We start from the raw sequence: 18,056 nt of genomic DNA on the forward strand, positions 1-18,056 counted from the left end.
TATTATATCATCGACATAGATTTTAAAGAGCAGGAGTGTCATCGATAGTGAAAGAAATTAAGATAACCACAGAGGTCGGAAAGTTTTCGATCTTCAAGTTTAATTGCGTGGAATCAACACAAACTATGGCCAAAGAGCTTTACCGCCGATACAGCTACGATGCTTTCGTAGTCTGGGCCGAAAGGCAGTTCAAGGGGAGGGGCAGAAGGGAAAGGCGTTGGCATTCGCCGAAAGGCGGATTGTATTTCTCGCTGTTTCAGAAAGACTTAGGAGATCTACGCTCTCCCCAGTTGGTAAGCTTGGCAGCAGGAATGGCGATTCGAAACGGGCTAAAGCAGTTTTGTAACATATCTTGCGAATTAAAATGGCCAAATGATATATTGTACCAAGAAAGAAAGCTATGTGGTATATTGAGTGAATCAGCCATTTACGGCCAAAAAATCCACTACACAATAGTAGGCGTAGGCATAAATGTCAACACAGACATTTCCGAACTACCATGCGAGGTGAGGGCTAAAGCCACATCCTTAAAGGATATAATTGGGCTAGAGGTAGACTTAAATGAACTGCTTTCAGTATCAGCAGAAGAAGTCTTCAAGTGGCTTTCGTTCTTGAAAACGGATAATGGTCAAAAGAAGGTCATCGAGAGCTATAAAAACCATTGCGTAACTTTGGGTTCACAAGTAAGCGTATATTTAGATAACGAGACAATAAGCGGTCTGGCGGTGGATATTACTGAAGAGGGCGCATTGCAAGTCCTTGCGGCAGGCGAAACTCTTTTGTTTGCCACCGGAGATGTAGTTCATATAAGAAGGGATGACATATGACAAAGTTTCGTTTGACTGAACTGGCTAAAACCAGTGGCTGAGCGGCTAAGCTGGGTCCGGCGGACCTTGATAAGCTGCTTAAAAGACTTACCCCGCAAGATCACCCAAGGTTGCTCTCCTCATGGAAAGGAGGAGAAGATGCGGCCCTTTGGGTGCTGACGGATGAGAGAGCCGCCATTTTAACGGTGGACATCATCACTCCCGTCGTTGACGATCCTTATCTTTGGGGACAAATCGCAGCGGCCAACTCCCTGAGCGATGTCTTCGCTATGGGAGGAAGACCTCTGCTTACCTTAAACGTCGTTGGGTTTCCGGTAAACTGCATGCCCCTGGAGGTGCTTTCGTCAATTTTAGAAGGAAGCATGGAAAGGACGACAAGGGCGGGAGCAATCGTGGCAGGAGGTCACACGATAGAGGATGAGGAGCCTAAATTTGGGTTGGTAGTTTATGGTGAAGTCCCATTGACCGAGATATGGTACACCAAGGGGGCAAAGCCGGGTGACAACATCATTCTGACTAAGCCATTGGGAACCGGCGCGCTCGTCTCGGCTTTTAAGGCCGCCATGCTGAGTAAAGAAGAAGAGGCGAACATGACCTCAACCATGGTTCAATTAAACGATCTTCCTTTGCGACTGCCCAAGGAGATACGTCTCCAGGTTCATGCCTGTACAGACGTCACGGGTTTTGGGTTGATAGGACACTTATTGGATATGTTAGATGAAAATATAGACATCAAACTAAATGTAAAAGATATCCCTCTCTTAAAAGGAACATTAGAGAAGGTTTCAATGGGCCTGGTGCCCGCCGGCACCTATCGCAATAAGGCTTGCTACACCGAAACGGGCAAAATAAAGGGATTAGAATCGCTACATGAAGATCTCCAGGATATTTTATTCGACCCGCAAACATCGGGCGGATTGCTTTTGGCACTTGACCCCTCAACAACAGAAAAAGCACTGGACTTGTTAAAAGAGGAGGGCTTTGAAGAAAGCAGACTCATAGGAGAGGTCGTGCAAGGTACGGGAAAGATAGAAATCGTATGACTATGGAACCGCTTTAAAACGGTTCCATAGAGCTAAATAAAGGTCATGCAGATAGGAAGTCCACATGTCGTCAAGTTTGGGTGCCGGAAGCAAGATTCCACATGAAAGATTGGAAACTTCGTCTTTTATTATTTTAGGCGACCACGTATCGGCAACCACAAGCGTATTTTGTGATTTGACCTCTTCTATGCACTCAAACAGCTCTTTGCTTCCCTCGCCCCTTTCCCACAGATCAAACCACTCCTGCGACGGCCTTTTTACTTTAGCGCCACTCGCCTTTAACAAAAATTCCATCCTTCCGGATAAATCAAGCATGGAAACGCCCGATAAGATTTCTCTGCCTACGTTAACTACGCTGTCCAATCTGCTTTGAAATTCGGCCAACCGCCTTTGAAAGTAATCGTACATTGACGGGTCCAACTCCGTCAAAGCGATCAAAACGCGGCTTGCCATAAAAGACAACGAGGCAGGATCAAAAAAATACTTATCGAACTCCTCTCTTCCTTGGGGCAAAAATTCGTACAAGTACTTTACCTGGGACATACCTTTGGGAATTTTCTTTTCCTTAGGCGTCAAAGCAATGAGGATGGTATCTTTAGGAAAATTCTTTGTGTGAACAACAAGCGTCCCATCCTCTGCCCAATCCAGGTAGGATAACACCTCCACAACGGGTCCGCCGATAAATCGGGTAAGTAATGCCACCTCGGGAGGCACCGCTATGATGGTAGCAACCTTTTTCTCAGCGGAGAGGGCAATGTAAGGATAAAAACAAATTATTAAAAACACTAAAAAAATTAAAGCTCCCTTAATAATTTGGTGTCCTTTCGTCCTAAAGTTATTGCATCTTGTCATAAATCTCTTCTGTTTCATATCTTCCAAAAATTGGCCTGACCTTATCAACGCTTTCTGCTGCCCGGTTTTACCAAGGGGTATCCCTTCTTACAAAAGGGACATTCTTCAGGTTTATAGACGGGGAAGGTCTTCTTTGTTAGGCTCAAAAGCTCTACGGGCAACTGGACATCCTGTGTTGTTCTGTCCACTATACATCCTGAGGCCTCCCATTTTCCTCCTAAGATTTCCAGCGCCTCGCCAACTTCTCTCACAGATCCTCCTGTCGTCACCACGTCTTCGATCACTGCGAACCTCATGCCTTCCGGTGCAGGAAACCTGCGCAACCTCATTTGTCCTTCCTCTCGTTCACAAAATATAAAAGGCACGCCTAAAGCTCTTGCTACTTCATGGCCTACTATTATGCCCCCTAAAGCCGGGCTCGCTATTATTTGCGGATCGAAGGGCTCGACTAATTTAGCCAATTTTTCTCCCACAAAAGCGGCATACCAAGGAAATCGCAGAAGCAAGGAACATTGCAAATAATATCCGCTGTGTAGCCCCGAGGTGAGAAGGAAATGTCCCTCGAGCAAAGCCCCGCTGTCGTATAACATCTTTTCCAATCTATCTTTTACTTCAGCGCCGCTCATTCTTAGCCAACCTCTTTTTTTATCCCAATCAAAGCTTCCAGCGGATCCGGTGCGGCAAGAACTGGCCTTCCTATAACTATGAAATCCGCTCCCCTTTCCTTGGCCTCAGCCGGCGTCATGACCCTTGCTTGGTCATCGCAAGAAACACCTTTAGGCCTTACTCCCGGAACCAAGGTCAGTAACTTCTTGGACGTACCTTTGACTGCGTCCAAATCCTTTGGGGAACACACTACTCCATCTATACCCGCTTTCTCTGCCAACTTCGTCCTGGACTTTACGGCATCTTCAAGCACGGACCCAGGGGCCAGTGATTTCCATTCTTCGTCATTGATACTGGTAAGCACGGTAACTCCAAAAATCTTCATCTCAGGGTTTGTCTCATCGCGCATTTTCACTGCTTCCCGCAACATCCTCTCTCCTCCCGCGACATGAAGCGTAAGCCCAAATATTCCCATCCCTGCAAGTGCGGAAACCGCTCCTCGAACGGTGTTTGGGATATCATGCAACTTGACGTCCAAAAAGACGTTCCAACACTTCATCAGGGAAAATATAAACTCCTTACCTCCGAGATAAAGAAGTCGAGGCCCGATTTTAACGTATTTAAGCTCTGTGCCCAACAATTCTAGAATCTCATTGGCTGAAGTCAAATCTTCGGTATCTAAGGCTAGCACCACTTCGCTCAAAAACCTTCACTCCTTCCCTTTCCTATGATATCCCTCACAGAAGAAGCATTCCACTCCGTCAGCTTTCTTCTTACCTGGTCGTGAATCTCGGCCATGCACAGCAAATCATGCAACAGCATGCTGCCCACCTCAACCGCAACAGCTCCTGCAAGCAACATGGCCAACGCGTCATTACCGCAACTAACCCCACCGCACCCTATTACCGGAATCGAAACTGCACCTGCCGCTTCATAAACACATTTAAGCGCTAAAGGAAACACAGCAGGCCCGGATAAACCTGCCACAACTCGCTCAAAAACGGGTTTCTTGCGATCCACATCAATCGCCATGCCCAGCCAGGTGTTGGCCATCACTAGGGCATCAGCGCCCATTTCCTGGGCAACCTTGGCAACGTCTACCAAGTTACTAACCTGTGGCGTCAGCTTCACCCAAAGTTCTCCTTCCCAAAGGGGCCTTGTCGCAGCAAGAACCTGAGCTACTCCCTCCTCGCTTACGCCCCAAGCCATGCCCCCAAAATCGACGTTAGGGCAGGAAACGTTAAGCTCTATCGCCGCGATATGCTCTTTTGCGGATTTAAGCAAGATAAGGCCTTCTTCAGCTTCCTCTAATGTCTCGATAGCCAAATTGACCACGACCGGAACCTGGTTTCCGGATATCTCGGGCAACTCTTCTGCAACAAAAGCTTCAATACCACTGTTTTGAAGGCCAATGCTGTTTAGTAAGCCCGAGGAAGTCTCCCATATCCTCGTTCCCTTGTTACCCGACCTGGGGTGACGCGTCAAGCCTTTGCTGCAGATCGCACCAACGCCATTGGTGTAAGGTTCTCTCCAAAATTTGGCCTCATGCGGCCAAACGCCCGAAGCTATTATCAAAGGGGAAGACAAAGTTAAATTTCCCACGGAAACGCTCATATCGGGCAACTTTTCCGAAAACTTAGAGAAGTTCATCTAAATAAACCTCCGACAAATCAAAAACCGGGCCGTCATGGCAAACTTTAAGCATTCCACCTCGCGTTGGAATTGCGCAAGAATGACATCCTCCAATGCCACAACCCATTCTGGATTCAAAGGACCCCAAAATATGTGTCTTATCTTTAAATGCATCACATATCGCCTTAAGCATGGGGACGGGGCCGCAAGCCCATATTTCTTCAGCATACCCTTGTTCGCTTAAAAGCAAATCGACGGCAGTTCCCTTGACACCGAGCGATCCATCCTCGCTAGCTACCTCTGCACCGGAAACTTGGGATTTAATCCAATTTACGATATCTGACCACCCTTTGTTCGGCACTCCAAAAATAAATCTGACGACAAACTTTGAATGCAACTTCCACGCATAAAGCAAGGGAGCTATGCCAATGCCTCCTGCAACCAGAACAACGCTGTCACGGGAGGGGGTAAAACCCCTCCCTCCCAGCGGACCTCGCAATCGAAAGGAAACGCCAATATCACTTGCCGATATATCCTTCGTTCCCCTTCCAACCACTTTAACCAAAAAATCGACAGTTTTATCTGACTGATCGACAACAGCAAAGGGACGCAGCAAAAAGGGGTCTCTCTCCCACCGCGAAGGCCTGACCATAAAAAACTGCCCCGGGAATGAGTGAGGCAAGGTTTCTTCTACCTCAAAACGAAGTAAATGAACATCTTCTCCAACCCGGGCATTTTCAATTAAACGACCTTCTCTTTCAAGCCCACCGCTATACCTCATGACATACCTCTTGCCTTAGGCTATCATAAACTATCCTGCCGCCCAATAGGGTCATGACCGGCCAGCCTCTTAAGGTCAAGCCATCGTAAGGTGTTATCCGCGCTTTGCTGTTCCATTTTTCAGCATCCACTCTTTCCTCTTTTTCCAAATTGAGAACCGTTATATCTGCTCTTGAGCCGGGCTTTAGCGTTCTATCGATACCAATTATGCTGCCTGGTCCTATCGTAAGAAGCTCGAGCAATTTTTTTAAGGAAAAGGGCTTTCCTATTTTGTGCCATAGATCTAACACCGCCGCCACCGCACATTCAAGCGAAGCTATACCAAAGGACGCCTCCTCGAAGGGTAAATCTTTTTCGTCTACGTGATAGGGAGCATGATCGGTGGCTATAGCATCTATGGTTCCATCCCTTAAACCTTCGAAAAGGGCCTCTACGTCTTCCCTGGCCCTTAGGGGCGGGTTAACCTTGAAGGCGGACGAATAATATGATTTAATGATCATTTCTTCATCGAAAACCAGATGGTGTGGCGTGACGTCACAGGTCAAGGGCAACCCTTCCTGCTTGGCTCTTCTTATTGATTCCAGGGCCTCTTTAGTGCTTATATGAGTTAGATGAACGCGACCCATCGTTTCTCTGCACAGGGCAATTGCCCTTTCAACGCCTATGATTTCGGAGCTACGCGGTATGCCTTTTAGACCGCAAAGGGCGCTCGCTCTTCCCTCGTTCATCTGCCCCCCTTCCGAAAGGGTCAGTTCTTCCGGATGTTCCATGAGCGGAATGCCAAGATCTCTCAAATAAAGAAGGGCAATTCGCATGACCTTTGCTAAAATGACAGGGGAGCCGTCATCGGTAAAAAGCACCGCCCCTTCATCCACCATGCCAATCATCTCAGTGATCATCTTTCCCTCTCTGTTTACAGTGACAGCTCCCGCGGGCAACACAATTGCCCCTTTGGCCTTTCTGCCCTTCTCGCGCACGTAGCGCACGCCTGAAGGGTCATCAATAGGAGGAGTGGTGTTTGGCATAGCAACTACGTGGGTAAACCCACCTGCAGCTGCTGCCAGAGAACCGCTATCTATGTCTTCTCTCCACGTTTGACCTGGGTCCCTTAAATGGACATGAAGATCTATGAAGCCCGGACAGACAATGTGTCCCTCTAAATCATAAATATCGTCCTGAAAATTCGATTTTTTTCCCCTCGAAGGAGTTATTTCGACTACCTTGCCGCTTTCTACGCAGATGTCCCATTTTCCATCCCTCAAGTCCTTTCCGTCGTACAACGTGGCATTGCACAACCAGATCATCTGCCAGCACCTCCAGTCAAGTATAAAAAAAGCAGGGCCATCCTCACGGCTACACCGCTTTTAACCTGATTCAGCACCAAGCATCTGTCTCCGTCGGCAATGAAACTTTCTATCTCAACGCCCCTGTTCATGGGACCGGGGTGCATTACAATCGCTTGCTTATTCGCACAGGAAAGAACACTCGCAGTTATTCCCCATCGGCTGTGATATTCATCGATGCTTGGGAACAATCCTTCTTCCTGCCTTTCACGCTGAATCCTCAAAGCATAAACGATATCTGCACCACTTGCGGCCTTTTTAGTATCAGGTTCATACTCGGCTAGATCAAAGACGTGAAGCGGTATGAGAGACCTGGGACCAGATACCACCACATGCACGCCAACTTTTGAGAAGGCATGAATATTGCTACGTGCTACCCTGCTGTGAAGCACGTCGCCCACTATCACCATTTTGCGTCCCTTTAAAGAGCCGAAGTGCTTCCAAGCCGTATAAAGATCTAGCAATGCCTGCGTGGGATGAGCTCTTGCACCATCTCCTGCATTTATGACACATGCTCCGTTGAGTTTTTTTATGAGATACTCAGGCGTGCCAACCTCCCGATTTCGAATGACGACGGCGTCCACTCCCATCGCTTCAATTGTCTTGGCCGTATCTTGCAAGCTCTCTCCTTTCGCAGTGCTAGAACCAGAAGATGACCAGTTTATCACATCAGCGCTCAAGTATTTTTCTGCCAACTCAAAGGAGGTTCGGGTTCTGGTGGATGGTTCGAAAAACAAATTTGCTATGACCTTCCCTCTTAATGCAGGGACCTTTTTTAAAGGCCTTTCCATGACCTCTTCCATGTGACGAGCTTCCTCTAAGACAGTATAAAAGTCATCGTCGCTAAAGACATCCACGTCAACGAGATGTCGATGTTTCCACGCCACATCAAACGCCTCCTCTCTATTCCTTGGCCACGATGACAATCTCGTCTTTGCCGTCAAGTTCCTTGACAAAGACCTCGATCGATTCGTCCCTGGACGTGGGAACAACCCTTCCCACTATATCGGGATGTATGGGAAGTTCCCTATGACCACGGTCTATCAAAACCGCCAACAAAACCCTCCTTGGCCTACCCATATCCATCAATGCATCCAAGGCCGCTCTAACAGTCCTACCCGTAAACAACACGTCATCTACTAAGACAATATCCTTTCCCGTTATATCGACAGGAATCGAAGTGCTGTGGACCATAGGATGATCGGCCATTAATGAAAGGTCATCCCTGTAAAAGGTTATATCTAGTTCCCCGCACGGCAATTCGCCGTAACCTGATGATTTAAGCACATCTCTTATCCTATGCGAAAGGTGAACCCCCCTTCTTTGGATGCCTATCAATACAGCCCCTTTTGCACCACGAAGCTTCTCTAAAATTTCATGAGCTATCCTTCTTATCGTAAGATCCATTTCCTGCTCGTCCATCACAATTGCCTTAACTTTCATTTTGCTACCCCCCTTTCATTAAAAAAAGCTTCCATGAGGATAGCCTCATGGAAGCTACGTTAACTTTTTGCATGCCTTTTTTGCAGATCTTTGTTTTAATATTTTCCCTCGATATCATAGAAATCGATCTCTCCGCAAAAAGCCAAATGGCGATCTTAAAAGAGTATATCAAAAGCTTAAATTTTATGCAACCGGTTGCATAAAATTTAAGCAGAAATATCCCGACTTAATAAAATATAAAGGGAAGACCCCTTTGCATGCTCGCTCAAAACTGGGTCTCCCCCTTCGATTGCCCTATTGTTTAAGCCGGAAAAAAGCGTAAGGTTCTTCAAGACACCCGACCAAATTTTAATCGTTTTTCTAGCTCTCATAACGTTGCAAAGCCAAAACCGCGTTATGTCCCCCAAAGCCGAAGCTATTAGAAATAGCGCGATTGATCTTTTTATAAACCGGGGAACTGTCTACTACCCTGATAGGACATTCCTCGTCCAGTCTTTCAAGGTTAATGGTGGGGTGAACGACACCTCTTTCGAAAGCCAAAAGCAAGGCTATCAGCTCTAAAACACCGGCGGCCCCCAAGCCATGTCCTATCATAGACTTGGTAGAATGAACTAATATGTTATCGGTATGTTGCCCAAAAAGAGACCTGATGGCCTTGGCTTCCATGATGTCATTTAAAGGCGTAGATGTGCCGTGAGCGTTAATTAACTCCACGTCGGCAAAGTCCCAACCGGCCATGGTAATAGCCATTTTCATGGCTCTTATAGCTCCGACTCCTTCCGGATCCGGCGCTGTTATATGATAGGCGTCCGTAGTGTTTCCGTAACCTACAAGTTCGGCATATATTTTTGCGTTCCTTTTTTTTGCATGTTCAAGTTCTTCAAGCAAAAGTACACCGGCGCCCTCCCCCAAAACAAAGCCATCGCGATCCACATCAAATGGGCGAGAGGCATGTTCGGGGTCTTCGTTCCTGGACGAAAGGGCCTTCATGGCAGCAAAACCCGCCACTCCGACGGGTGTAATTGCGGCTTCGGAGCCGCCCGCCAAAATCACATCGGCTTCTCCGCGCTTTATAGCATACATCGCTTCTCCTACGGTATGGGTTGCTGTAGCACAAGCGGTGACAGCACAAAGGCTCGGGCCTTTAGCATTATGCCTAATGGCGACATAAGCCGCGGACATGTTGCTTATCATCATGGGAATGAAAAAGGGGCTTACTTTATTCGGGCCTTTTTCTAACAACGTTTTAATACTTTGGAAGCTAGTGCCTATTCCACCTTCGCCGCTTCCCAAATAGACCCCTACTCTGGTCGGATCTTCCTCATTTAAATCCAATGCGCCATCTTCGACGGCCATATCAGATGCAGCAACAGCGAGATGAATGACCCTGTCTGTCCTTCGTATTTCCTTTTTGTCCAGCCATTGCTCTGGTTCAAAATCTTTAACCTCAGCAGCAATCCTCACCGGAAAATCAGAGGCATCGAAAAGCGTAACAAGCCCTACTCCGTTTTTCCCATCTTCCAAGGCCTTCCAATACTCTTCTTTGCCAAGTCCGATGGGGCTAACGACGCCAATTCCTGTTATCACCACTCTTCTCAAAATGTTCACTCCTTCAATTTAGTGGAGTAAAGGCCCTTAAAAAGGGGGGAAATTCCCCCCTACAAGAGCCCCCTATTCTTCCACGCCAAGTTTGGACTTAATATACTCCAATGCTCCTCCAACGGTTGTAAGTTTTTCAGCGTCTTCGTCGGGGATCTCAATGTCGAACTCTTCCTCGATGCCCATGATCAGCTCAACTATATCGAGCGAATCGGCACCCAAGTCCTCGACAAATGAGGCATCCGGGTTGATCTGATCCTCATCGACGTCCAACCTGTCAATGACTATCTGTTTAAGTTTGTCTTTTATTTCCTCCATTCGCATTGTAGCTTCACCTCCTTCCAAAAAATTACTGCATTACCATTCCGCCGTCTACCGCTATTACCTGACCGGTGATGTAGTCTGCTTCGTCTGACGCTAAAAAAGCCACCAGGTTTGCAACATCCTCCGGCTTGCCGGCACGCTTTAGAGGTACCTGGCGCAGGAATTCTTCTCTGTATCGGTCACCCAACTGCCTGGTCATATCGGTCTCTATAAAACCAGGCGCTACAACATTGGCCGTTATTCCTTTGGCCCCGTATTCCCTGGCAACGCTTTTAGCAAACCCTATAAGGCCGGCTTTTGCTGCCGAATAATTGGATTGCCCCGCATTTCCAATTAGACCAACGACGGAACTGATGCATATAACCCTTCCCCATTTAGCCCTCGTCATATCGCGAATTGCTTCCCGCGTACAATAAAAAGCAGATGTAAGATCAGATTTTAAAACGCTTTCCCATTCATCGTCCTTCATCCTCAGCAAGATGTTGTCTCTGACCACGCCAGCATTGTTCACCAAAACGGAAAGGGGACCTAATTTGTTTCTTATCGCGTCAAACATATTTTTAACATCTTCTGCATTTCCGACGTCAGCAACAAATACATCAGCCTCAGAGCCAAGCCTCTTGATCTCGGCAGCAACTTCTTCGGCCTGCTCTACTGAGGCCCTGCAATTTAAAGCTACAGTGTGACCCAAGCTTCCCATCTTAAGGGCAATGGCACGACCTATGCCCCTGCTAGCACCTGTAACCAAGACCACCCTAGAAACCGAAGTCATTCTACTTTAGCACCCCCTATAAAATCAAGGGCTTCTTTTAATTTATCGGAACAATCTAAAGAATAAACCTTTACGTCTTTGGCAATTTTTTTAATCAATCCAGCCAGCACGTTTCCAGGCCCGATCTCAAGAAAGGCGTCAACGCCCGCTGTTTTCATGAAATCAACCGATTGAGTCCACAACACCGGATTATAACTTTGAAGAAGTAAGGCATCCTGTATTTCCTCAATGCTCTCAAGAGGCTTGGCATTTACGTTTGCCACTACGGGCCATTTTGGCCTTCGCCACTCACAACTCTTAAAAGCCTCAGCCAGGCCTTCCGCAACCGGTCGCATCAAAGGAGAATGAAAAGGGGCGCTCACGTTGAGCATCAAGGCTCTTCTTGCACCTCTTTCTTTTGCAAGCTCCGCAACGCGCTTTACCGCTTCGGCATGACCCGAGACCACAATCTGTTGTGGCGAATTGTAATTCACCGGTTCACAAAGACATTCAGCCGTCGATACAAACTGACACAGCTCTTCCACAATCTCTTTATTCAAACCAATAATGGCTGCCATGGCACCAACGCCCAGAGGAACGGCCTGCTGCATCAGCTTCCCGCGGATGTTAACTAGCCTGACTCCGTCTTCGAGCTCCAACGCCTCAGAAGCCACAAGGGCCGTATACTCCCCAAGGCTGTGACCTGCCACAAATGAAGGGCTTAAATCTTCGGATATCGCTTTTAGCGCTTCAAAGGCAGCGATTGAGACGGTCAGAATAGCGGGTTGAGCGTACTCCGTCTTCGTCAACTCATCCTCGGGTCCCTCAAAAACAACCTTGCTCAAAGGAAACCCAAGGGCTTCGTCGGCACGCAAGAATATCTCCCTTGAAACGGAGAATTCGCCATAGAAGTCCTTTCCCATGCCTACTTCTTGAACTCCTTGACCGGGGAAAACAAACGCATAGGCCAATTGACTTCACCTCTATTCGTCACGTTCATTTAATAAATAAGACTGCATTTCGCGGAGGATTCTTTCGGCATCGCTAAAAAGTTCCCTTATTATTTCGGCTGCAGGCTGAATTTTTTTGACCATTCCGGCCGATTGACCAGCCATGACAGATCCCCATTCAATGTCACCATCGATAACTGCTGCTCTTAGCCTGCCGGTCCCTAACGCCTCAAGCTCCTCTAGGGAAGCGCCTTTGCTCTCAAGTTCATCGAATTTCTTCGTAAGCTTGTTCTTTATGCACCTCACGGGATGACCCGTCGTTCGACCCGTTATGACCGTGGATCTATCTGTGGCTTTAATAATGGCCTCTTTATAAGTTTCGTGCGCCGGACTTTCAGTAGCACAAACAAAACGCGTACCAACCTGTACACCCTCAGCTCCAAGCGCGAAGGCGGCAATGACACCTCTTCCGTCCGCTACTCCTCCGGCTGCTATGACTGGTATATCAACGGCATCAACGACTTGTGGCACCAAGACCATGGTGGTAATCTCTCCTATGTGTCCGCCTGCCTCCATGCCCTCAGCAATGACGGCGTCAGCTCCCTGTCTTTCAACCCTTCTTGCATGAGCAACGGATGCTATGACCGGAATTATGATGGTTCCTAATGGTTTTAGCCTTTCTATCACCTTCCCCGGACTGCCGGCTCCGGTAGTCACGATGGGAACGCGATTTTCGGCAACCACCTCTATCGCTGCCTCTGCCGTAGGAGACATCAACATTATGTTTACGGCAAAGGGTTTGTTCGTCATCTTCCTGACCCGTTTTATCTCGGCATCCAAAAGCTCCGGAGGCATGCTCCCGGCCGCTACAACTCCTAGACCGCCGCCGTTGCTGACGGCAGCAGCCAGGTTGGCGTTTGCCACCCACGCCATTCCTCCCTGCGTTATAGGATACTCTATACCAAGTAAATCTTGAATTCTAGTCCTCTTCAACATGGCCAACCACCTCATATCTCCATCAAAGTAGCTCCATAAGTCATCCCTGATCCAAAGCTCACGAAAATGACCTTGTCGCCCTTTTTCACCTTTCCATCAACCAACGCTTCGTGAAATGCCAAAAAGACTGAAGCTGCTGAGGTATTTCCATATTTATCTATGTTCAGTATTGCCCTTTCCACAGGAACATCCAGCCGTCTTAAAACACTTTCTATAATCCTATAGTTTGCTTGATGGAAAATCCACCAAGTTATATCATTAAGCGAAAGATTCGATTCCTCGCAAAACTGCTCGAGAAAAAGAGGCAATACTTTGTTTACGAATTTAAAAACTTCACTTCCCTTCATGTGGATGGTATGAAGTTTCTTTTGGATCATCTCCACCGAGGCCGGGCACTCTACCAAGCCCCCCGGAAGAATGATCAGGTCGCTTTTAGTGCCATCGCTTTTAAGAGAAGTGGATATTACCTTGTTCTTGCCGTCAGGGCTTACCCCCAAAACCATCGCGCCCGCGCCATCGCCAAACAAGACGCAAGTAGCCCTGTCTTCCCAATTGAGCAGCTTGGTCAAAACTTCAGCTCCGATCACCAGGACCTTGTCCCAAACAGATGACGCGATGCCCGCTGCCGCAAAAGATAGGGCGTAAACGCTGCTAGTACAACCCGATTGTATATCGCTCGCCCCGGCATTCACTGCCACCAACCTCCCCTGCACTTTGGCAGCCACAGAAGGAAATATGGTATCGGGCGTATTGGTGGCCACAATGACCATGTCAATTTCCTCAGGGCTCGTGGAAGCCGACTTTAAGGCCTCAACAGCGGCTAAATAAGCCAGGTCGCTCGTAACCTGATCTTCTGCAGCGATCCTTCGTTCAACTATGCCAGTGCGAGTGCGAATCCACTCATCGCTAGTATCAACCATCTTTTCGAGATCGTAGTTAGTTAGAACTTTTTCGGGAACGTAAATACCGCTACCCAAAAGGGACACCGGCCTTCCCTTAAAAATAGTCACATTACATCCCTCCTCGATCTAAGCCATCTCTGATCAAATCGACGCCACGATGCACTACGAAATCCCTGGCAACTTTTAAAGCACTATCGATTGCTTTGGCCTTCGACCTTCCATGTGCCTTTATGACCACTCCATTTACTCCAAGGAGGGGTGTCCCTCCGTACTTTTCGTAGTCGAACCGCCCCCAAAGTTCCTTAAGCATGGGCAGAAAAAAGAGAAACCCAACTTTGGGCAGGATTCTTTGTTCCATCTCATCCTTTAAAAGCTTATAAAGTGCGTCACCAATGCCTTCCACGAACTTGAGCAGGACGTTTCCGGTGAATCCATCGCAGACGACCACATCCGCCACGCCAAGGGGTATATCTTTTCCTTCGATGTATCCCATAAAGTCAATGTCCGCTTTGGCAAGCATATTTCTTGCCTCACACACAACCTCGTCTCCTTTGATTTCTTCCTCACCGTTGGAAAGCAAGGCAACGCCGGGAGACTTCACGCCCAAGGTATTTCTCATATAGATCTCGCCCATAATGGCAAACTGGTATAAATTGATGGGTTTGCACCGGATAGTAGCACCTACATCGATAAGAAGCGTAATCCTGTTGGGAAGGGGTATGGGCACGCCCAATCCGGGCCTATCTATGCCCGGTATCCGGCCCAGGATCAAAACGCCTCCCGCCACGACGGCTCCCGTGTTTCCCGCTGATATGCATCCCTGCGCATCACCGCTCTTTACCATCTCCATGGCCATCCTGATGCTCGCTTTTTTCTTTTTCCTAAAAGCAACCATTGGGGATTCGTTCATGGCTATATATTCGTCAGTATGCACTATATGAATTCTTTTTGAAACAAAGGGCTCCGCGCCCTCTATTGCCTTTTCTATAAGACTGCCATTTCCGACCAGGATCACTTCCAGATCGGGATACTTAGAGCAAGCTACCATGGCCCCCAGGCATATCTCACCGGGAGCGAAATCTCCTCCCATGGCATCCAAAGCTAAGATCAAAGCAATTCACCTCTATCAGCTGTACTCTCCGCACTAGGTTTCTTTTTACCCTCTTTTAGGGAAAACTTTCAAGGGCAACAACTATAAATCTGCCAACAAAAATTTCTTTGCCTTCTACTTCAGTCCTGACGCTCACAACATATTTGTTCTGTTTGTGCGTGCCAACCTTGGCTCTTGCCACTAATACATCTCCCACGTGTGCAGGGATCTTATACCTAATGTGTGCAGAGGCAGTGATGACGTAATCAGCTTCTATCACGGCTACAGCTAAGGACGTTGCTTGAGCATAAATGTGGTGGTCTGCAACAAGATCGGTATGACGAAACGCCATATCCTTAGCGGTTTTAAGCACTGACAAAGCCCATTTGTTCGGCTGAAGCTCAAGCAGTTCTCCCACAACTTCCTCGTATCTCAGGGAGCGCAGGTGACTGGTTGCCTCTTCGGCCATCCTTCTCATTCTCTCTCTAAGCTCAGGTATCCCCAGAAGAGTCCTATCCAACCGAATGGTGCTCAAAGACACGCTCAAGGCCTTCGCCAAGTCTTCATCGGTAAGCAGGGGATTCTCACCTAAGAGCTTCAGCATCTTTTGATGTCGACGCTTCCTATTATTCGAAGTTGACACATAATCAACCTCCAAATATTATCACCTGGTCTTAATAACAGGTATTATCGGCAAGTATATGCCAACCTTTCGAAGCGGTCAAGACATACTCAAAAAAACCATGTAAAAACTTATCAACTTTTCCCCAAAGTATCATTGAAAATCACTTAAAAACAAACTAACAGGGGAAAACTAGTTTTCCCCTGTTAGTTTGTCAGCAATAGGCTCTTACTTTTCTTCTTTTCCGGCAAGTCTTCCTACAGGACGACCTCGATAGTACCCACATTCGGGGCATGCCCTATAAGTCATCACAACTTCAGAGCAATGAGGACATGTAGTGAGCTCGGACCCTTTTAATCTTTTAATCCACTGAGCATGTCGCCTAGCGGCCCTTGCGTGAGAGACCCTTCTTTTTGGAACGGCCATGACTTTTCTTCCCCCTTTCCGAATCGCCTAGCATCGCCATCGCTTTCTTTAACACTTCCAAGCGAGGATCGACCTCCATGGAAGCACAACTACAGGATTCCTCGTTTAAGTCCCTGCCGCAATGGGGACACAAACCCCGACAATTCGGCGAGCACAAAGCAATCGACGGCAAAGACAAGATAATACTTTCCCATAATTGAGGTGCTAAGTCAAGACTAGTGGGCCAAAAATCCATATGGACCATGGACATCTCTTCTTTCGACAACTGATGATCGGACTCGAGGCTCGGAGGTCGCAAAGTATAGATGTAATTGTATTGTCCCGAAATATCGAGCAAAACAGGCTTAAGACACCTTGCACAGGCAATCTCAACCTTAAAAGAAAGGCCCATATCGAGCTTTAGGTCCTCATTGGCCCAATAGGCACATATCTCGAAATCTAAAGGAAATTTCAGAAGATATTCCTGTCCCCAGTAATCGACAACGCCATCAGGACGCCTGAACGAACCAGAGGCGTTGTAAATTTCTTCTTTTTTCACTTCTTCAAGGTTCAAGAGGTAATGCAAATCGAACCTATGATACAAAATACCTTGCCCCCTAAGAAAAATTTATATGTTACCCTAAGCTAACTTTGGCTGACCAACTGATAAGTGTCTCTGGCGATCACCAGCTCTTCGTTGGTCGGAACGACCAGCACCTTCACGGACGAATCATCTTTACTGATATCTCCTTCTTTGCCACCCGTCATCTCATCGTTTTTACCTGGATCGCAATGCACTCCCAAAAAGCCAAGATAATCACAGACCTTATTTCTTATAAGGGCGCTATTTTCCCCTATTCCTGCAGTAAATACGATCGCATCCAATCCCTTCATCGCCGCCGCATAAGCACCGATGAACTTTGCAATGCCATAAGCTAATATCTCTACGACCAAGGTAGCCCGTTCATTTCCCTTCTCCATGGCTTCCTCTATATCACGCAGATCGCTGCTTATGCCAGTTAAGCCCCAAAAGCCGCTTTCCTTATGCAAAACGTGGCTCATCTGGGCAGGATTTAACCCTTCCTGTTCCATAATATGGAGTATGAGCGTCGGATCAACACTGCCACTCCTGGTGCCCATTAAGACGCCTGGAACAGTGCCAAAACCTAGGGAAGTATCGATAGAAACGCCCCCGTCAACAGCCGTTATCGAGCTTCCGTTTCCTAAATGACAGGTAACGATCTTGAGGTCTTCTATGGGCTTTGCCAACAACTGTGCAGCCCTATAAGCTACATAATAATGGCTAGTGCCGTGAAATCCGTATCTACGCCCCTTATAGGTCGTATAATATCGATAGGGGAGGCCATATACGTAAGCCTTGGGCGGCATTGTCTGGTGAAAGGCGGTATCGAAGACGGCAATCTGCGGCAAATCAGGGAGAAGTTCTTTCATCGCCCTTATGCCCATGAGGTTCGCCGGATTATGTAAGGGGGCAAGGGGAACGCATTCTTCTATGGCTTCAATTACCTCGACATCTATGACCACTGAAGAAGCGAACTTTTCTCCGCCGTGAACGACCCGATGTCCCGCCGCGGCCAATTCGCTCAAATTTTCTAAGACTCCATTGTTCTCGTCTAAAAGTAGATCAACGACGTATTTAAGGGCAACTTTGTGATTTGCGATATCGACGTCCTTTACAACGGCATTTGATCCCACTTTAGTGTGCTTGATCCTCGAGCCCTCGATGCCAATCCGTTCGACCAAGCCCTTTGCCGTCACCATCTCTTTAGGCATATCGAATAACTGATATTTCAGCGAAGAACTACCGCAATTAAGCACCAAAATTTTCACTTTACAGAACCCCCCTAAAAAATTATTAATGATAAAGAGG

At 47.5% G+C, this 18,056-nt stretch carries 22 protein-coding genes; 3 read left to right on the forward strand and 19 right to left on the reverse strand.

Features of this window, described 5'->3' with window-relative positions; translation table 11 throughout:
• The first annotated feature begins 47 nt into the window (after positions 1-47).
• Both AC5SXE_RS07910 and selD read left to right on the forward strand, forming a co-directional pair.
• Complete coding sequence (locus AC5SXE_RS07910) at positions 48-827, forward strand: biotin--[acetyl-CoA-carboxylase] ligase (RefSeq protein WP_323721057.1); 780 nt, start codon at positions 48-50, stop codon at positions 825-827.
• A complete protein-coding gene (gene selD / locus AC5SXE_RS07915) occupies positions 824-1,870 on the forward strand; it encodes a selenide, water dikinase SelD (RefSeq protein ID WP_493917111.1) in 1,047 nt (348 codons plus the stop codon). The genes AC5SXE_RS07910 and selD overlap by 4 nt, the downstream gene beginning before the upstream one ends.
• Here selD and AC5SXE_RS07920 read toward each other — a convergent pair whose 3' ends face one another.
• The 8 genes from AC5SXE_RS07920 to pyrR form a co-directional block, all read right to left on the reverse strand.
• The gene (locus AC5SXE_RS07920) at positions 1,871-2,656 is read right to left on the reverse strand and encodes a TroA family protein (protein ID WP_323721055.1); all 786 of its coding nucleotides are present in this window, start codon (positions 2,654-2,656) and stop codon (positions 1,871-1,873) included.
• 110 nt (positions 2,657-2,766) lie between these two features.
• Entirely contained in the window at positions 2,767-3,348 is a 582-nt protein-coding gene (gene pyrE, locus AC5SXE_RS07925; RefSeq protein ID WP_493917112.1) for an orotate phosphoribosyltransferase, read from the reverse strand.
• A 2-nt stretch (positions 3,349-3,350) separates the two neighbouring features.
• On the reverse strand, positions 3,351-4,022 hold the full coding sequence (gene pyrF, locus AC5SXE_RS07930; RefSeq protein ID WP_493917296.1) for an orotidine-5'-phosphate decarboxylase: 672 nt from the start codon (positions 4,020-4,022) through the stop codon (positions 3,351-3,353).
• Positions 4,023-4,027: 5 nt separating this feature from the next.
• On the reverse strand, positions 4,028-4,978 hold the full coding sequence (locus AC5SXE_RS07935; protein ID WP_493917113.1) for a dihydroorotate dehydrogenase: 951 nt from the start codon (positions 4,976-4,978) through the stop codon (positions 4,028-4,030).
• Positions 4,965-5,741: an iron-sulfur cluster-binding protein gene (locus tag AC5SXE_RS07940; RefSeq protein ID WP_493917114.1), complete on the reverse strand. Its 777-nt coding sequence runs from the start codon at positions 5,739-5,741 to the stop codon at positions 4,965-4,967. The genes AC5SXE_RS07935 and AC5SXE_RS07940 overlap by 14 nt, the downstream gene beginning before the upstream one ends.
• Positions 5,731-7,044: a dihydroorotase gene (locus AC5SXE_RS07945; protein WP_323721051.1), complete on the reverse strand. Its 1,314-nt coding sequence runs from the start codon at positions 7,042-7,044 to the stop codon at positions 5,731-5,733. Before AC5SXE_RS07945 ends, AC5SXE_RS07940 begins: the two co-directional genes overlap by 11 nt.
• Complete coding sequence (locus AC5SXE_RS07950; protein WP_323721050.1) at positions 7,041-7,970, reverse strand: aspartate carbamoyltransferase catalytic subunit; 930 nt, start codon at positions 7,968-7,970, stop codon at positions 7,041-7,043. The genes AC5SXE_RS07945 and AC5SXE_RS07950 overlap by 4 nt, the downstream gene beginning before the upstream one ends.
• 16 nt (positions 7,971-7,986) lie before the next feature.
• A complete protein-coding gene (gene pyrR, locus AC5SXE_RS07955) occupies positions 7,987-8,526 on the reverse strand; it encodes a bifunctional pyr operon transcriptional regulator/uracil phosphoribosyltransferase PyrR (protein WP_323721049.1) in 540 nt (179 codons plus the stop codon).
• A 47-nt stretch (positions 8,527-8,573) separates the two neighbouring features.
• Between pyrR and AC5SXE_RS07960 the strand changes: the two genes are divergently transcribed.
• Entirely contained in the window at positions 8,574-8,729 is a 156-nt protein-coding gene (locus AC5SXE_RS07960; RefSeq protein WP_493917115.1) for a hypothetical protein, read from the forward strand.
• Between the two features lie 157 nt (positions 8,730-8,886).
• Here the strand turns inward: AC5SXE_RS07960 and fabF are convergent, their stop codons facing one another.
• From fabF to AC5SXE_RS08015, 11 genes are all read right to left on the reverse strand, one after another.
• Positions 8,887-10,125: a beta-ketoacyl-ACP synthase II gene (fabF, locus tag AC5SXE_RS07965; protein ID WP_493917116.1), complete on the reverse strand. Its 1,239-nt coding sequence runs from the start codon at positions 10,123-10,125 to the stop codon at positions 8,887-8,889.
• 72 nt (positions 10,126-10,197) lie between these two features.
• Complete coding sequence (acpP, locus tag AC5SXE_RS07970) at positions 10,198-10,449, reverse strand: acyl carrier protein (RefSeq protein ID WP_493917117.1); 252 nt, start codon at positions 10,447-10,449, stop codon at positions 10,198-10,200.
• Positions 10,450-10,474: 25 nt separating this feature from the next.
• Positions 10,475-11,221, reverse strand: coding sequence for a 3-oxoacyl-[acyl-carrier-protein] reductase (fabG, locus tag AC5SXE_RS07975; RefSeq protein ID WP_493917118.1), 747 nt, complete (start codon positions 11,219-11,221; stop codon positions 10,475-10,477).
• Complete coding sequence (fabD, locus tag AC5SXE_RS07980; protein ID WP_493917119.1) at positions 11,218-12,171, reverse strand: ACP S-malonyltransferase; 954 nt, start codon at positions 12,169-12,171, stop codon at positions 11,218-11,220. The genes fabG and fabD overlap by 4 nt, the downstream gene beginning before the upstream one ends.
• Positions 12,172-12,183: 12 nt before the next feature.
• The gene (fabK, locus tag AC5SXE_RS07985) at positions 12,184-13,146 is read right to left on the reverse strand and encodes an enoyl-[acyl-carrier-protein] reductase FabK (protein WP_493917120.1); all 963 of its coding nucleotides are present in this window, start codon (positions 13,144-13,146) and stop codon (positions 12,184-12,186) included.
• A gap of 11 nt (positions 13,147-13,157) precedes the next feature.
• Entirely contained in the window at positions 13,158-14,156 is a 999-nt protein-coding gene (locus tag AC5SXE_RS07990; protein ID WP_493917121.1) for a 3-oxoacyl-ACP synthase III family protein, read from the reverse strand.
• A 1-nt stretch (position 14,157) separates the two neighbouring features.
• A complete protein-coding gene (gene plsX, locus AC5SXE_RS07995; RefSeq protein WP_323721042.1) occupies positions 14,158-15,159 on the reverse strand; it encodes a phosphate acyltransferase PlsX in 1,002 nt (333 codons plus the stop codon).
• Positions 15,160-15,214: 55 nt separating this feature from the next.
• Entirely contained in the window at positions 15,215-15,781 is a 567-nt protein-coding gene (gene fapR, locus AC5SXE_RS08000) for a transcription factor FapR (RefSeq protein ID WP_323721041.1), read from the reverse strand.
• Between the two features lie 207 nt (positions 15,782-15,988).
• Positions 15,989-16,186: a 50S ribosomal protein L32 gene (gene rpmF / locus AC5SXE_RS08005; RefSeq protein ID WP_303881895.1), complete on the reverse strand. Its 198-nt coding sequence runs from the start codon at positions 16,184-16,186 to the stop codon at positions 15,989-15,991.
• On the reverse strand, positions 16,143-16,769 hold the full coding sequence (locus AC5SXE_RS08010; protein WP_493917122.1) for a DUF177 domain-containing protein: 627 nt from the start codon (positions 16,767-16,769) through the stop codon (positions 16,143-16,145). The genes rpmF and AC5SXE_RS08010 overlap by 44 nt, the downstream gene beginning before the upstream one ends.
• Before the next feature lie 41 nt (positions 16,770-16,810).
• Positions 16,811-18,016 carry an acetate/propionate family kinase gene (locus tag AC5SXE_RS08015; RefSeq protein WP_493917123.1) on the reverse strand — a complete coding sequence of 402 codons (1,206 nt, stop codon included), beginning with the start codon at positions 18,014-18,016 and terminating at the stop codon, positions 16,811-16,813.
• Between the last annotated feature and the right edge of the window lie 40 nt (positions 18,017-18,056).

The sequence above is a fragment of the Acetomicrobium sp. genome, assembly GCF_059026225.1.

Bases quoted from the DNA above. Each gene is read 5' to 3' on its own strand.
- pyrE (WP_493917112.1), bottom strand. From the start codon at position 3,348: ATGAGCGGCGCTGAAGTAAAAGATAGATTGGAAAAGATGTTATACGAC.
- AC5SXE_RS07935 (WP_493917113.1), bottom strand. From the start codon at position 4,978: ATGAACTTCTCTAAGTTTTCGGAAAAGTTGCCCGATATGAGCGTTTCC.
- AC5SXE_RS07940 (WP_493917114.1), bottom strand. From the start codon at position 5,741: ATGAGGTATAGCGGTGGGCTTGAAAGAGAAGGTCGTTTAATTGAAAAT.
- AC5SXE_RS07945 (WP_323721051.1), bottom strand. From the start codon at position 7,044: ATGATCTGGTTGTGCAATGCCACGTTGTACGACGGAAAGGACTTGAGG.
- pyrR (WP_323721049.1), bottom strand. From the start codon at position 8,526: ATGAAAGTTAAGGCAATTGTGATGGACGAGCAGGAAATGGATCTTACG.
- AC5SXE_RS07960 (WP_493917115.1), top strand. From the start codon at position 8,574: ATGGAAGCTACGTTAACTTTTTGCATGCCTTTTTTGCAGATCTTTGTT.
- acpP (WP_493917117.1), bottom strand. From the start codon at position 10,449: ATGCGAATGGAGGAAATAAAAGACAAACTTAAACAGATAGTCATTGAC.
- fabG (WP_493917118.1), bottom strand. From the start codon at position 11,221: ATGACTTCGGTTTCTAGGGTGGTCTTGGTTACAGGTGCTAGCAGGGGC.
- fabK (WP_493917120.1), bottom strand. From the start codon at position 13,146: ATGTTGAAGAGGACTAGAATTCAAGATTTACTTGGTATAGAGTATCCT.
- rpmF (WP_303881895.1), bottom strand. From the start codon at position 16,186: ATGGCCGTTCCAAAAAGAAGGGTCTCTCACGCAAGGGCCGCTAGGCGA.